This is a genomic window from Paraglaciecola polaris LMG 21857, from assembly GCF_000315055.1.
Lineage (GTDB): Bacteria > Pseudomonadota > Gammaproteobacteria > Enterobacterales > Alteromonadaceae > Paraglaciecola > Paraglaciecola polaris.
The window spans coordinates 72022-86511 of record NZ_BAER01000033.1 but is presented as its reverse complement, the minus strand read 5'-3'; the positions used below and the strand labels follow the sequence as shown (position 1 = coordinate 86511).

Annotated in this window: 13 protein-coding genes; 12 read left to right on the top strand and 1 reads right to left on the bottom strand. The window is 46.4% G+C overall.

The window, feature by feature from the left end:
* On the bottom strand, nt 1–285 hold a 285-nt coding region (locus GPLA_RS06380; RefSeq protein WP_040514030.1), incomplete at its 3' end, for an SDR family NAD(P)-dependent oxidoreductase.
* A 470-nt stretch (nt 286–755) separates the two neighbouring features.
* Between GPLA_RS06380 and mraZ the strand changes: the two genes are divergently transcribed.
* The 12 genes from mraZ to GPLA_RS06320 are packed head-to-tail and all read left to right on the top strand — an operon-like array spanning nt 756 to nt 14489.
* A complete protein-coding gene (gene mraZ / locus GPLA_RS06375; protein ID WP_006994258.1) occupies nt 756–1214 on the top strand; it encodes a division/cell wall cluster transcriptional repressor MraZ in 459 nt (152 codons plus the stop codon).
* On the top strand, nt 1214–2149 hold the full coding sequence (rsmH, locus tag GPLA_RS06370; protein WP_007104042.1) for a 16S rRNA (cytosine(1402)-N(4))-methyltransferase RsmH: 936 nt from the start codon (nt 1214–1216) through the stop codon (nt 2147–2149). The genes mraZ and rsmH overlap by 1 nt, the downstream gene beginning before the upstream one ends.
* Entirely contained in the window at nt 2146–2466 is a 321-nt protein-coding gene (gene ftsL, locus GPLA_RS06365) for a cell division protein FtsL (protein ID WP_007104041.1), read from the top strand. Before rsmH ends, ftsL begins: the two co-directional genes overlap by 4 nt.
* The gene (locus GPLA_RS06360; RefSeq protein ID WP_007104040.1) at nt 2463–4223 is read left to right on the top strand and encodes a peptidoglycan glycosyltransferase FtsI; all 1761 of its coding nucleotides are present in this window, start codon (nt 2463–2465) and stop codon (nt 4221–4223) included. Before ftsL ends, GPLA_RS06360 begins: the two co-directional genes overlap by 4 nt.
* A complete protein-coding gene (locus tag GPLA_RS06355) occupies nt 4213–5760 on the top strand; it encodes a UDP-N-acetylmuramoyl-L-alanyl-D-glutamate--2,6-diaminopimelate ligase (RefSeq protein ID WP_007104039.1) in 1548 nt (515 codons plus the stop codon). Before GPLA_RS06360 ends, GPLA_RS06355 begins: the two co-directional genes overlap by 11 nt.
* Nucleotides 5757–7172 (top strand): UDP-N-acetylmuramoyl-tripeptide--D-alanyl-D-alanine ligase, encoded by a 1416-nt coding sequence (locus tag GPLA_RS06350; RefSeq protein WP_007104038.1) that lies wholly within the window; start codon nt 5757–5759, stop codon nt 7170–7172. Before GPLA_RS06355 ends, GPLA_RS06350 begins: the two co-directional genes overlap by 4 nt.
* Nucleotides 7166–8248: a phospho-N-acetylmuramoyl-pentapeptide-transferase gene (gene mraY / locus GPLA_RS06345; RefSeq protein WP_007104037.1), complete on the top strand. Its 1083-nt coding sequence runs from the start codon at nt 7166–7168 to the stop codon at nt 8246–8248. Before GPLA_RS06350 ends, mraY begins: the two co-directional genes overlap by 7 nt.
* Nucleotides 8249–8263: 15 nt before the next feature.
* A complete protein-coding gene (murD, locus tag GPLA_RS06340; protein ID WP_007104036.1) occupies nt 8264–9586 on the top strand; it encodes a UDP-N-acetylmuramoyl-L-alanine--D-glutamate ligase in 1323 nt (440 codons plus the stop codon).
* Nucleotides 9586–10959 carry a cell division protein FtsW gene (gene ftsW, locus GPLA_RS06335; protein WP_007104035.1) on the top strand — a complete coding sequence of 458 codons (1374 nt, stop codon included), beginning with the start codon at nt 9586–9588 and terminating at the stop codon, nt 10957–10959. Before murD ends, ftsW begins: the two co-directional genes overlap by 1 nt.
* Nucleotides 10943–12091 carry an undecaprenyldiphospho-muramoylpentapeptide beta-N-acetylglucosaminyltransferase gene (murG, locus tag GPLA_RS06330; protein ID WP_407636145.1) on the top strand — a complete coding sequence of 383 codons (1149 nt, stop codon included), beginning with the start codon at nt 10943–10945 and terminating at the stop codon, nt 12089–12091. Before ftsW ends, murG begins: the two co-directional genes overlap by 17 nt.
* Entirely contained in the window at nt 12088–13542 is a 1455-nt protein-coding gene (gene murC / locus GPLA_RS06325) for a UDP-N-acetylmuramate--L-alanine ligase (RefSeq protein WP_007104033.1), read from the top strand. Before murG ends, murC begins: the two co-directional genes overlap by 4 nt.
* On the top strand, nt 13530–14489 hold the full coding sequence (locus GPLA_RS06320; protein ID WP_040514025.1) for a D-alanine--D-alanine ligase: 960 nt from the start codon (nt 13530–13532) through the stop codon (nt 14487–14489). The genes murC and GPLA_RS06320 overlap by 13 nt, the downstream gene beginning before the upstream one ends.
* The last annotated feature ends 1 nt before the right edge of the window (nt 14490 follow it).

Below are 14490 nucleotides of genomic sequence, written 5' to 3'. Positions count from 1 at the left end.
AATTAGTATATCAAGACGTTGATGAGTATCGGCAATCGTTGCAATAAAGGTTTGCAGGGCATCTATGTCTGTGGTGTCCAAATGCTTGAATACAGGCGCCCTACCTAATTCTTTATCGAGTTTGTTGCACAGAGCCTCACCTTGCTCTTTTAAAACGTCAACAAAAAGGACTTGGGCATTTTGACGCATAAACGCCGCGACCATAACCGCACCAATACCTGAGGCACCGCCGGTTATTAGAATGACTTTGCCTGCTAGGCTAGGATAGGTTGCGTAATTATGCATAACTAACTCATTGATATTGATTGGTCTGCTATTATAAGCAAATTCATGATTCAATCCCTAATAGGGAACACAGCTTCTCATGTACATATATATTATAATATTATTTATTTTCAAATTTAAGCCATTTTATTTACATATTTAACCGTCCAAGCGTTGCCACGCACTCTCAGTGCGGTTAAAAATCCCCCGCTTTATCTAGCTTTGCGCTTAGTACGCTACTTTTATTTGCCTTTGGTGATGCCAAAATGCGCCACATTTTGGAATTCTTTTAAGATATCAGTCACTTCAGCCTAACCCTTGAATTCTCTGGCTTAGGGCAATGTTAAATTGCCTATTTTATCCCTTGACATGATAGACAAGAGGTACCTAAACTGTGCATCGTGGGTAAAAGTGGCAAAAAGTGGATCATATAGCTCGTTTCTGACGAAAAATGGTCCAAATTCAGCAACAAATTATAAAAGGCTAGGGAAATGTTCCGCGGCGCAAATGCAATCAATCTTGATGTTAAAGGACGGGTAACGATACCAACGAAGTATCGTCAGTCTTTGCTGGATGATTGTCAGGGACAGCTGGTTTGCACCATCGACACCCAGCAACCTTGTTTATTGCTTTACCCCCTGCCTGAATGGGAAGAAATCGAGCTTAAATTATCACGCCTGTCGAGTATGAATCCTCATGAACGTAGATTACAACGTTTACTGCTGGGTTATGCAACCGAAGGCGAAATGGATAAGAGTGGTCGTTTTTTGTTAACGGCACCTTTGCGTGAACACGCCCATTTAGACAAACAAATAATGTTGGTTGGCCAGTTGAACAAATTTGAAATTTGGGATCACAGTGTCTGGCAACAACAAATACAACAAGATGTTGCGACTGAGCAAGAAGCAGCCTTTGAATTAACCGAACGCTTGCAGGACTTCTCACTCTAATGACAACTCAATCGACACATTTATCGGTACTTTTGCAAGAATCCATTGAGGGGTTAGCAATAAAGCCTGACGGCATTTATCTAGATGCCACGTTTGGTCGTGGCGGGCATACCAAACAAATTTTGGCACAATTGTCTGCTAAAGGGCAGGTTATCGCCTTTGATCGTGATCCTTCGGCAATAGAAGCAGCAAAAGTATTAGCGGATGATAAGCGTTTTAGTATCCATCATTGCAATTTTTCCGAGATGGAAGATGTACTGATGTCCCTTGATTTACACGGTAAAATTGACGGTATTTTGATGGACTTGGGTGTGTCATCACCCCAATTAGATGAGCCTGAGCGTGGCTTTAGTTTTATGCGCGAAGGACCATTGGACATGCGCATGAACCCAACGAAGGGGCAGAGCGCGGCCCAGTGGTTAGCCCATGCAGAAGAACAAGATATCACTCAAGTGATAAAAGAGTTTGGCGAAGAAAAATTCGGCAAGCGTATTGCTCATGGTATTGTGAATGCACGTCAAGAAGTTCCCATAACCACAACCGCACAGCTGGCAGAAATCATTGATTTAGCCGTGCCGGTAAAAGATAAATTTAAGCATCCGGCAACCCGTAGTTTTCAGGGGATCCGAATTTACATTAACAGTGAATTAGATGAAATTCGCACGGGATTGAAAGCTGCATTAAACAGTTTGAATTCAGGTGGTCGTTTGTCAGTGATCAGTTTCCATTCATTGGAAGACCGACTGGTGAAGCGCTTTATTCGTGAGCAAAGCCGCGGTTTGCAAGTGCCCCATGGCTTCCCGATTATGCAAGCGGAAATCGACTCACATAAAGCGATGAAGGCTATTGGTAAAGCCACCAAACCTTCTAGTGAGGAATTAGCGCGTAACGTGCGTGCCCGTAGCTCCGTGCTTAGGGTCGCTGAAAAGCTATGAGTGCCCAAGAAACTAACTTTAAACTCGTCGGTTTTTTGCTTGCCGACCTAGCCCGCCACCCTGTGCGGGTTTTGTTGTTTTTGTCACTGTTAGTCAGTGCAGGAGCGGTGATTTTAGGTTCGCACCATAATCGCCAAGCCTCTATCGCACTTGAGCGCTTGATGCAGAAAAAAGATCTGCTCGATGTTGAGTGGCGAAATCTGATCCTGGAGCAAAGCGCTTTAACCGAACACAATCGTATTGAAAATTTAGTTTCTAAGCAATTGGGCATGCGCCGACCACAAGCAGAAGAAGAAGTGGTGGTGAGGATCAAATGAGCCGCATAAACACCAATAAACAACGCAATAATCAAGCGAAGCAAAACGTTGCGCCTACTGCTCTGCATTGGCGTTATTTGCTCGTGGTATGCGTCATTATGTTGGTGTTTGTTGGTTTGTCTGCCAGAGCAGTTTACATTCAAGTTATCGACCCAGATTTGCTTATTCAGCAAGGCGATAACCGTACGTTACGTACCCAAAACATGCCGGTGCATAGGGGACTGATCACGGATCGTAACGGGCAGAAGTTGGCTGTCAGTGTGCCGGTTAGAGCTATTTGGGCTGATCCAAAAACCATAGTTGAAAATGGCTCCCTGAATGACAAACGCCGCTGGCAGGCACTCGCTGATGTACTGGGGCAAGATTACGAAAAACTGATTTCTCGGGTAAAAAATCCTAAAAAACGCTTTGTGTATATTCAACGTCAAGTGTCGCCCGCAATGGCTGATTATGTGGACCAATTGTCAATTAATGGGGTGTATTTACGTGATGAGTCTCGTCGTTATTACCCAACGGGTGAAGTTTCAGCTCAACTGATCGGTTTCACCAATGTGGACGACCAAGGCATTGAAGGCATTGAAAAGCTATATAATGCTTGGCTTAAGGGCACACCTGGCAGTCGTAAAATTCGTCGAGATGGCAAAGGCCGTCAAGTGGAAATTTTAGAACAAAAAGCGGGTGAAGAGCCTAAAGATATCCAATTGACCATCGACCAGCGTATTCAGGCTTTTGCTTATAAAGAACTGAAAAAAGCCGTGCAATATTACAAAGCCACATCTGCTTCAGCCGTGGTTGTGGATGTGCAGACGGGGGAGATATTGGCCATGGTTAACAACCCGTCTTATAACCCAAACAATCGCAGTGGCGTTTCAGGACACAGAATACGTAATAGGGCTATTACCGATGCATTCGAACCTGGTTCCTCGATTAAACCTATTGCTGTGCTCAGTGCCCTCGAATTTGGTTCCGTGGAGATGGATACCGTTATTGATACGTCACCCGGTTGGATGCGTGTCGGTGGCAGTATGGTTCGAGATTCACGTAATTACGGCAAATTAGACTTAACGGGCATCATTCGTAAGTCCAGTAATATGGGCACATCTAAGCTGGCGCTATCGGTACCTAAGCAATTCTTAATTGACCAGTATTACAACATGGGATTAATGAGTGACACAGGTTCTAATTTGATCGGCGAAAGCAGCGGCATATTTCATGAGCGTAGTCGTTGGTCTGAGTTTGAATTATCGACTTTGTCTTTCGGTTACGGCTTATCTGTTACCACCGCCCAGATCGCCAGAATGTACAGCATTTTGGGGAGCGGAGGGATAAAGCGTCCACTTAGCATGATCAAGAGCGATCAAAAAGTCCCAGAAGAGCGGGTGCTGAGCAAACATATTGCCCAAGAAGTGCTGAGCATGATGGAGAGCGTGGTCAACAAAGGCGGCTCAGGCACCAAAGCCCGGGTACCTGGTTATCGTGTGGCGGGTAAAACCGGCACGAGTCGTAAAGCAGTGGCGGGTGGCTACGGCGAAGAATACGTGAGTATTTTTGCTGGCGTGGCGCCTGTATCTGATCCGCAATTAGCCGTCGTGGTTTTGATTAACGAACCCCGTGGCGATGTATATTATGCGGGTGATACGGCTGCGCCAGTATTTTCAAAGATTATGTCAAACAGCCTGCAAATGTTAAATGTACCACCCGACGATAAAACGGTTTCTTCATTAGCCTCGATTACGAGGACACCTAATGCCGGATAACACGCACAACAAAGACCTTAAGGCTCAGAGCATCAAACCGCTTTTGGCCCAATTTGGTATTATTAGCGCAGATATTTCCATTGAGTCGCTGGTACTCGATAGTCGTTATGTGGCTATCCACAGTGCTTTTATCGCCCTTAAAGGCCACGTGCGTGATGGACGAGATTTTATCCCTCAAGCAATTAGCTTGGGCGCAAAAGTGATTATCGCCGAATGTGACTCCCAAGCAGAACACGGCCAAACGAGTATGCGTGAGCAGTCTTTGATTGTGCATTTTTACGCACTGACTGAGCATTTGTCTGCTTTAGCTGCGGCATTTTACGGTCAGCCTGCCACTCAATTACAAGTGATTGGTGTGACGGGAACCAATGGTAAAACCTCTACGGTACAGCTCGCGAGTCAATTGTCGGCCTTAATGCAGAAGACATCAGCCTCTATCGGCACGCTCGGGTCGGGAATAATAGACCAAGCGGGTGAATGTTCGTCATTTGGTGAAACGGTGAATACTACGCCTGACGCGATAACCATGCATAAATTGATAGCACAGTTTGTCGACTGTGGTGTTAAGCAGGTTGCGCTTGAGGTCTCATCCCATGCCCTTATTCAGCAGCGAGTAGCGGCGTTAAAAATGGATGTGGCCGTGTTGACAAATTTGACGCGTGACCATTTAGATTACCACGGCACTATGCAAGCGTATGCTCAAGCAAAGCGTGAAATTTTAAATCAGCCTGGACTAAAATTTGCCGTTGTAAATGGCAATGAGAACGAGAGTAAACATTGGCTTGCACACCTCGTGCCTGGAGTGTTGCCTGTTGTTTATGGGATTGATGACCAAAGCTTGATCGTGCCAAGAACAGCTCAGTACTGCCTTGCCCAAAACCTTGATTATTCCAATCAAGGTTGTCGTTTTACGCTGGTGAGTTCTTGGGGAAAATGTGACATTGAACTGGCGTTGTTAGGACGTTTCAATATTTTTAATGCATTGGCGGCGATAACGAGCCAGTTGTGCTTAGGCGAGTCATTGACAGATATTGCCAAGGTCGCTCATAAACTTGTGCCTGTGGCTGGGCGTATGGAACGCTTTAGTGCAGAGAACTCTCCAACTGTTGTGGTTGACTATGCCCACACCCCTGATGCCCTCAAGCAAGCATTGTTAGCTTTACGTCACCATAGTGAAGGTCGTTTGCTGGTCATATTTGGCTGCGGCGGCGATAGGGATAAAGGTAAGCGATCACTGATGGGTGAAGTGGCAGAAACCTTTGCTGATAGCGTGATTATTACCAATGACAATAGCCGCTCAGAGGATCCCGCTGCGATAGCCCAAGATATTTTGGCTGGTTGTATTCATCCGCAACAAATCAAGGTGATTCTGGACCGCAAAGATGCTATTCAGCAAGCCATCTTGATGGCAACGAGCAAAGACATCATTTTAGTGGCCGGTAAAGGTCACGAAGATTATCAAATTATAGGCAAGCAAACTTTTGCCTATGACGAAAGACAATACGTTCAACAAATGTTCGAGAGGAAGACAGCATGATCCCGGTATCACTGGCATGGATTGCGCAGCAAGTAAAAGGCGAGCTGATTTGCAATGATAACAGTATCGCTGAAAACGCAATTATCCAAGGTGTCAGTACTGATACGCGCCAAATTAGCTCTAATGACTTATTCATCGCATTACACGGCCCGAATTTTGACGGTCATCAGTTCATCACTCAAGCGCAAGCAAGTGGCGCGATAGCGGTAATCGTTAATCGTAAAGTGGACACGACTTTGGCGCAAATTGTGGTGCAAGATAGCAAAGTTGCCTTGGGCCTACTTGGCAAAGCAATTAAAGCTGAAGTTGCCCCTAAGACCGTGGCGATTACCGGCAGTAGCGGTAAAACAACCGTAAAAGAAATGGTTGCCGCAATTTTAGCGCGCAGGGGTAAGGTGCTAGCCACAAAGGGTAACTTTAATAACGATATAGGTGTGCCGTTGACCCTATTACGCCTTGAGAGCGATCACGAATTTGCCGTGGTGGAACTTGGCGCTAATCATTTAGGTGAAATTGCTTATACCACTGAATTAGTTCAGCCCGACGTCGCAACCATAACCAATGCTGCTGCAGCTCACTTAGAAGGCTTTGGTAGTTTACTAGGTGTGGCTCGAGCAAAAAGTGAAATATTCAAAGGGTTGGGTAAAGACGGCCTAGCAATCTTCAACGCAGACAGTCAATTTTATGCTTTTTGGCATGGGAAGTATGAACATCTGCGCAATCAGCGATTTTCGACACACAGCGAAGCTGACTTCTATGCCCAAGATGTTGTTATGGGATTGGATGGTTGTGCTGATTTTTTGATGGCCACACCTATTGGTAAAGTATCCGTTTCATTACCATTACCGGGTATACATAACGTCAGTAATGCTCTGGTTTCAGCGGCGTTAGCCATAGAGGTGGGTGCCAATTTGCAAGATGTGAAAGATGGCTTGCAATACATGGCCCAAGTTAGCGGCCGCCTGCAGGTAAAACAGGTGAGTGGTCAGGTTAAGATTTTAGATGATACCTACAATGCCAACGTAGCGTCAGTCAACGCCGCCATTGATTTATTGGCGAGTTTTGCCGGCCGTAAAGTCCTCGTATTGGGGGATATGGCTGAATTAGGTGAACGAGCGCGTTTCTATCATCAGCAGGTGGGTGTGTACGCCAAAGACAAAGGTATTGATGATATTTATAGCTTGGGCGTGTTAAGCCAAAGCGCCAGTGATGTGTACCAAAAGAGTGGCCATCACTTTAGTGATAAAGACGCGTTAGTAGCGGCTCTAGCCGATGACTTAGCAGCGGAGAAACGCGATATCAGTATTTTAGTGAAAGGCTCTCGTAGTGCACGTATGGAGTTAGTGGTTGAGGCGTTGGAGGCATCCCCCGTGGGAAAGTTTGAACGGTTTAGGGAGCTAATGGCATGTTGATGTTATTAGCCGATTGGCTTCAACAATATGAGCCCAGCTTTCGGGTTTTTTCCTATCTGACGTTGCGCGCGATTTTGAGCACGTTAACGGCATTGTTGATCGCAGTTTTGATTGGTCCACGCATGATCCGCTGGTTGCAAACGATGCAGATTGGCCAGACTGTGCGCGACGATGGTCCGCAGTCCCATTTAGCCAAATCGGGTACACCGACCATGGGGGGCTTATTGATTTTAGCGGCTATAGTCGTAAGCGTTTTGTTATGGGCAGACCTGTCTAATCGTTACGTTTGGGTAACGTTAGCCGTGGTTATAGGCTACGGCATTATTGGCTTTGTTGACGACTACCGTAAGGTGGTACGTAAAGATCCTAAAGGTTTGATAGCCCGCTGGAAGTACTTTTGGCAATCAGCGATCGCCATTGCAGTGGCCCTCTACTTATACGCTAGTCAGCAAAACCCAGCTGAAACCGCTTTATTAGTGCCATTTTTTAAAGACGTGATGCCGCAGATGGGGTTGTTCTTTATCGTGACCACCTATTTTGTGCTGGTCGGTACCAGCAATGCGGTGAACCTAACAGATGGCCTAGACGGTCTGGCAATAGTACCGACAGTATTAGTGGCAGGCGCCTTCGCGATTTTTGCCTATACCACGGGCAATGTCAATTTTTCAGCCTATTTGAATATTCCCTATTTACCTCTTACGAGCGAGTTGGTCATCGTGTGTACCGCCATTGTTGGCGCTGGCCTCGGTTTTTTATGGTTCAACACGTATCCAGCTATGGTGTTTATGGGCGACGTAGGCTCACTCGCCCTCGGCGGCACCTTAGGCATTATTGCCGTGTTGGTGCGACAAGAGATTGTGCTGGTGATCATGGGGGGGGTGTTTGTCGCTGAAACCTTGTCGGTCATTTTACAGGTTGGCTCATTTAAATTACGCGGTCAGCGGATTTTCCGGATGGCGCCGATTCATCATCACTATGAATTAAAAGGTTGGCCAGAGCCGCGAGTTATCGTGCGCTTTTGGATTATTTCACTCATTTTAGTCTTGGTTGGCTTAGCCACCTTGAAATTGCGTTAAGGGACTGTGGCATAAATGGCATCTACTCCATTAGCAAATAAAAACATCATAGTCGTTGGACTCGGTTTGACCGGTTTGTCCTGCGTGACGTTTTTATTAGCCAAAGGTGCAAATGTTAGCGCTATGGATACCCGTGCCGAACTGAGTGTGACCCTTGATATACCAGTATTTTTAGGCGAGCTGGATAGTAAACGCCTAAGTGCAGCAGATATGTTGGTTGTCAGTCCTGGACTGAGTTTGCAAACCCCTGCGATACAAACCGCCATTGATGCGGGTGTGCAAGTGATTGGCGATATCGAATTGTTTGCCATGTTTAATAGCAAACCCGTGTTGGCTGTAACCGGTTCAAACGGTAAGTCGACTGTGGCAACGTTGGCATATGAGATGTGTTTAGCTGCAGGCAAAAAAGCTTTACTTGGGGGCAATATTGGCATTCCTGCTCTTGAGTTATTAGATAAAGAAAGCGACATCATCGTATTGGAGCTGTCTAGCTTTCAACTGGATACCACTCATACATTACGGCCACACGTGGCCTGTATGTTGAACTTAAGCGACGACCATCTGGATCGTCATGGGGATATGTTGAGTTATCAACGTGCTAAATTGCGCGTTTTTCGTGATGCGCGGTTTAGTGTCTGTAACCGTGATGATGCATCGACTTGGCCGATGACGATTAATCCTGATGTGATGTTTGGTTTAAGCAGCAGTGAGCGCGGTTTAAGTTGGGATAAACAAAGCGCCAGCATTTTATTAAACGGAAAAGAGTTCTTAAACAGTCAAGAGTGCATCTTGGTTGGTGAGCATAATATGCTTAACATTCAAGCTGCTACGGCCATGACAATGCTCGCTGGGATCCCTCTTGATGCAATTAAAGGTACGGCGAAGACGTTTGCTGGTTTACCTCATCGTTGCCAAACCGTATCGCTGGCGAATAACGTTCGCTGGATCAATGACTCAAAGGCAACAAACGTGGGCGCCACGATTGCAGCTATTGACGGCTTAGCGTCTTCTTGCAAAGGCAAGCTAATTCTTATTGCCGGTGGCGATGGCAAGGGAGCGGACTTTTCTCCTTTGACAGACCGTTTCACTCAGCAAGTAAGCGAGTTGATTACGCTGGGCAAAGATGGCCCTAAATTAGCGGCATTAAAAGTAGGCAGTCATCAGGTTTTAACCTTAAACGATGCAGTAAAATTGGCTGCTAAGCTGGCTGATAAAAATGCGACGGTTATGTTGTCACCGGCGTGCGCCAGTTTAGATATGTTTAAAAATTATCAGCAACGCGGCGATATGTTTGTGGCAGCCGTCAATGGACTCCCATTGACGAAGGGGGGGCAATAATGAACGTTTCGACCTTCTCAACTCCGCTACGCGCTTTGTTTGCTCAGCGTCATGATGGCGTTCCTGCAAAAGTGCGTCCTTACGACGTTAGCTTGATATTATTAGCACTGTCATTGCTATCGATTGGCTTGATTATCGTCACGTCAGCGTCAATGCCCGTGGCTGCTCGTTTGTTTGATAATCCGTTTTATTTTGCTATTCGCCACGGCATTTATATTGTCTTGGCGATTGGCGCGTCTCTCACTGTGATGCAAATTCCCATGCAGTGGTGGCGTATGAGTAACGCTTGGTTGCTTTTACTCGGACTTGGCCTATTAATTGCGGTACTGGTCGTCGGGCGCAGTGTAAACGGCAGCACACGCTGGTTAGCAATTGGCCCCATTACTATCCAGGCTGCTGAGCCAGCTAAGCTATTTTTCTTCTGTTATTTGGCCGGTTATCTAGTGAGACGCTATGAAGAAGTAACTGAAAATATCAAAGGCTTTTTAAAGCCGTTAGTGGTGTTTTTTGCGTTTGCCGTCCTGTTGTTAATGCAACCTGATTTGGGCACTGTGGTGGTGATGTTGTGTACCACCATTGGTTTACTGTTCTTGGCCGGCGCTAAGTTATGGCAGTTTTTTGGATTGGCGTTTACCGGTGGTTTGGCGGTGACGTTTTTGATTATGTTTGAAGAATACCGCATGAAGCGGATCACCTCATTTCTTGATCCGTGGGCAGACCCTTTTGGTAGCGGTTATCAGTTGACGCAATCTTTAATGGCCTATGGTCGGGGCAATGTATTTGGTCAAGGACTAGGTAACAGCCTACAAAAATTAGAATATTTACCTGAAGCCCACACTGACTTTATTATGGCCATTTTAGCCGAGGAACTCGGTTTTGCGGGCGTGGCTACTGTGTTAGTGCTTATGTTATGTATCGTGCTTAAAGCGATGAAAATGGGCAGTAAGGCGTTACAACACGATCGTCCGTTTGATGCGTATTTAGCTTACTCCATCGGTATTTGGTTTAGCTTTCAGACCGCCGTTAACGTAGGCGCCAGTGCCGGTATTTTACCCACCAAAGGTTTAACGTTCCCGCTATTAAGTTATGGGGGTTCGAGTTTAATCATTATGGCTGCCGCGGTCGGTTTGTTAGTGCGAATTGACTTTGAAATGCGCGTTGAAGGCATTCAAGCTATCGATAAAAGCAGCAAAGCGAGTAGAAGCAGTAAGTCAAAAACTCAGGCTAAATCCGCAGGTAGTGCTGGGAAAAAGAAAGTCTCCAGCGTATTAGATGATGTGGCTTATGCCGTCGTTGATGGCGCTGAAGACGGTAATGATATTAATGAAAATCGAGAAGCGGCATCAAACGTGCGGGGTGACGCCCATGTCTAATACCTTACTTGTTATGGCGGGTGGCACTGGCGGACATGTTTTCCCTGGCTTGGCAGTTGCTCATGCGCTTAAAGAACAAGACTGGCATATTCATTGGTTAGGCACGTCTCAGCGTATGGAAGCACAGCTTGTTCCTAAAGCCGGTTATGATATCAGCTTCATTGATATTGCGGGTGTGCGAGGCAATGGTGTCATGCGCCTATTGGCTGCCCCCTTTAAAATTGTCAAAGCTGTGATGCAGGCGAGAAGTGTGATTAAGCAGGTGAAGCCTGATGTGGTTCTTGGTATGGGTGGCTTTGCTAGTGGGCCCGGAGGCGTCGCCGCTTGGTTAATGGGTAAGCCCTTAGTGTTACATGAACAAAACGCTGTTCCAGGTATGACCAATAAACTGTTAGCGCGTATTGCCACTCACGTGTTGACCGGATTCGATTGTACGTTTAACGCCCAGAATACCGCTGGGCTATCGGAAAACGTCGCATACGATCCACAAGCTAAGTATCAGTGGGTTGGTAATCCCGTACGCGCTGGATTCGCAGATATTGTCCGCAATGTGGCGCGCGACCCACTTGAGTGTGCTGCACCTAAACGCGCACTGAATATATTAATTCTCGGTGGCAGCTTAGGCGCTAAAGCACTGAACGAGCATGTGCCTTTAGCACTGGCTAAACAAAATGATTTTGCTGTACGTCATCAATGTGGCAAGGGGCATTTAGCGGATGTACGGGCTTTGTACCAGAGCGAGCTCGGCGATCGCGGCAATTGGCAGGTCGATGAGTTTGTTGACGATATGCTACAAGCCTACCAATGGGCTGACTTGGTTGTTTGTCGTGCTGGAGCCTTGACAGTAGCGGAAGTGGCGGCGACAGGCGTGGCAGCTATTTTTGTACCCTTACCCCACGCAGTCGACGACCATCAGACTAAAAATGCCCAAGCTTTAGTCGAAAAAGGTGCCGCTTACTTGTTGGCACAAAACGAGTTAGTTCAGGGGGGATTATCAACTTTGTTAGATACCTGCCTTGCACAACCAAACATGCTAATTGATATGGGCTGTAAGGCGCATACTTTAGCCAAATTAGACGCAGTACAACGAGTCACTCATTGCTGCCAGTTGTTAGTGGAGAAAGCGCAATGATCGCACCCGATAAAATTCATTACCATGTCCCAGAGATGCGCCGCATAAAGAATATTCACTTTGTGGGAATTGGCGGTGCCGGTATGGGGGGCATTGCAGAAGTATTATTAAATGAAGGCTATCAAGTTTCAGGCTCAGATCGTCAAGCCAATGGTATGACTGATCGTTTAGCTGGTCTTGGGGCTACTATTTTCTTCGGCCATCAAGCCAGTAATGTGGATAAAGCGAACGTAGTGGTGGTATCAAGTGCCATTGACCCAACTAACCCTGAAGTCAATGCGGCAAATGAAAAACGCGTTCCGGTTATTCGCCGGGCAGAGATGCTTGCCGAGTTAATGCGTTTCAGGCATGGCATTGCCATTGCTGGGACGCATGGTAAAACAACCACCACTAGCTTGATTGCGACTATCTTCGCTCAAGCTGAATTAGACCCTACCTTTGTCATTGGTGGTTTGTTAAATAGTGCGGGTACCAATGCACGATTAGGCTCTAGTCAGTATTTGATTGCTGAAGCAGATGAGAGTGATGCGTCTTTTGTGCACTTACAGCCTATGGTGTCAGTTGTCACTAACATTGAACCGGATCACATGGAAACCTATCAAGGTGACTTCCAGAAGATGCAAGATACCTACATCGATTTTTTGCATAATCTGCCTTTTTACGGATTAGCTGTGCTGTGTATTGATGATCCAGTTATCGAAAAATTAATCCCGCGCATCAAGCGTAAGTACCTAACGTATGGATACAGCGAAGCTGCAGATGTTCGGGCGATAAACGTTAACCATACCTTTAATCAGAGTGAGTTCACCCTAATACGCGATGGTCATAATGACATCCAGGTTGTAGTTAATGTGCCCGGTAAGCACAACGTGCTTAATTCCCTTGCGGCGATTGCGGTTGCTACAGATGAAGGTATTGCCGACAGTGCGATTAAAGATGCACTAGCGAGCTTCTCTGGTATTGGCCGCCGCTTTGAAATGCTAGGCGAATTTGCAACGGGTGACGGTGATGTGTTGCTGGTGGATGATTATGGTCATCATCCTACTGAAGTAGAGGCTACCATTGCGGTTGCACGTAATAACTGGCCAGAAAGACGTTTAGTGATGGCTTATCAACCCCATCGTTATTCCCGCACACGTGATCTATACGAAGATTTTGTTCGGGTCTTATCTCAAGTTGATGTGTTGTTGTTATTAGACGTGTATTCGGCGGGCGAAGAAAAAATAGACGGCGCAGATAGTAAATCACTTTGCCGCTCGATTCGTCAACGTGGGCAATTAGAGCCTATTTACGTGGCCGACAAAGACGAGCTACCACAATTACTCGCGGAACATTTGACGGACCAAGATATATTGATGACGCAAGGCGCCGGCAACATAGGTCAAATTGCTAAGCAACTGCAGGCCTTGAAGCTAAATAAAAGTGCTTTGCATAAAGGATGGTCAGCGTGAATAAAAACAGCACAATGACAAGTTCAACAATACAACAGTACGGCAAAGTCGCCGTGATGTTCGGTGGACGCTCAGCTGAGCGTGAAGTGTCGTTACGTTCAGGCCAAGCAGTGCTTGATGCTTTGCTAAGTGTCGGCGTTAATGCCCACGGATTTGATCCTGCTGAGCGCAACTTACACGAATTGGTCGAGCAAGAATTCAGCCGGGTTTTAATCATGTTACATGGACGCGGTGGGGAAGATGGTTCGTTGCAAGGTGCACTGCAGCAGTTGAATATTCCGTATACAGGCACTGGGGTACTGGGGTCTGCACTATGCATGGACAAAATTCGTAGCAAACAGATTTGGCAAAGTTTGGGTATGCCCACGGCCAATTATGAAATTGCTGATAAAAGGGACTTTGATGGGACTACCTGCGACGCTATAATGGCGCGTTTAGGTAATCTGGTTATGGTCAAGCCTGCACAAGAAGGCTCGAGCATTGGTATGGCCAAGGTCTCAAACGCGCAACAACTTGCCGCTGCGGTCCAACATGCATTTGAATATGACGATAAAGTGTTGTTGGAACAATTCATTCAAGGTTCAGAGTATACCGTTAGTCTACTTAATAATGCGGCGTTACCTTCGATCAGTATGTCTACTCCACGAGATTTTTACGATTACGAGGCAAAATATCAGTCGAATAGTACTGAATATTTCTGCCCCAGTGGATTGTCACAAGAGCAAGAAAGTACGCTGGCTAAGTTGGCCATAGACGCATTCGATGCGGTGTCAGGCTCAGGTTGGGGACGAATTGATTTTATGCAGGACATGCAGGGTAAATTTTATTTACTTGAAGCGAATACCGTACCTGGTATGACGCAAAAGAGCTTAGTGCCTTTGGCTGCGAAGCAAGCGGGCCTGAGTTTTGCTGAATTGTCACTGGCGGTTTTGGCGACGGCGGACTGAT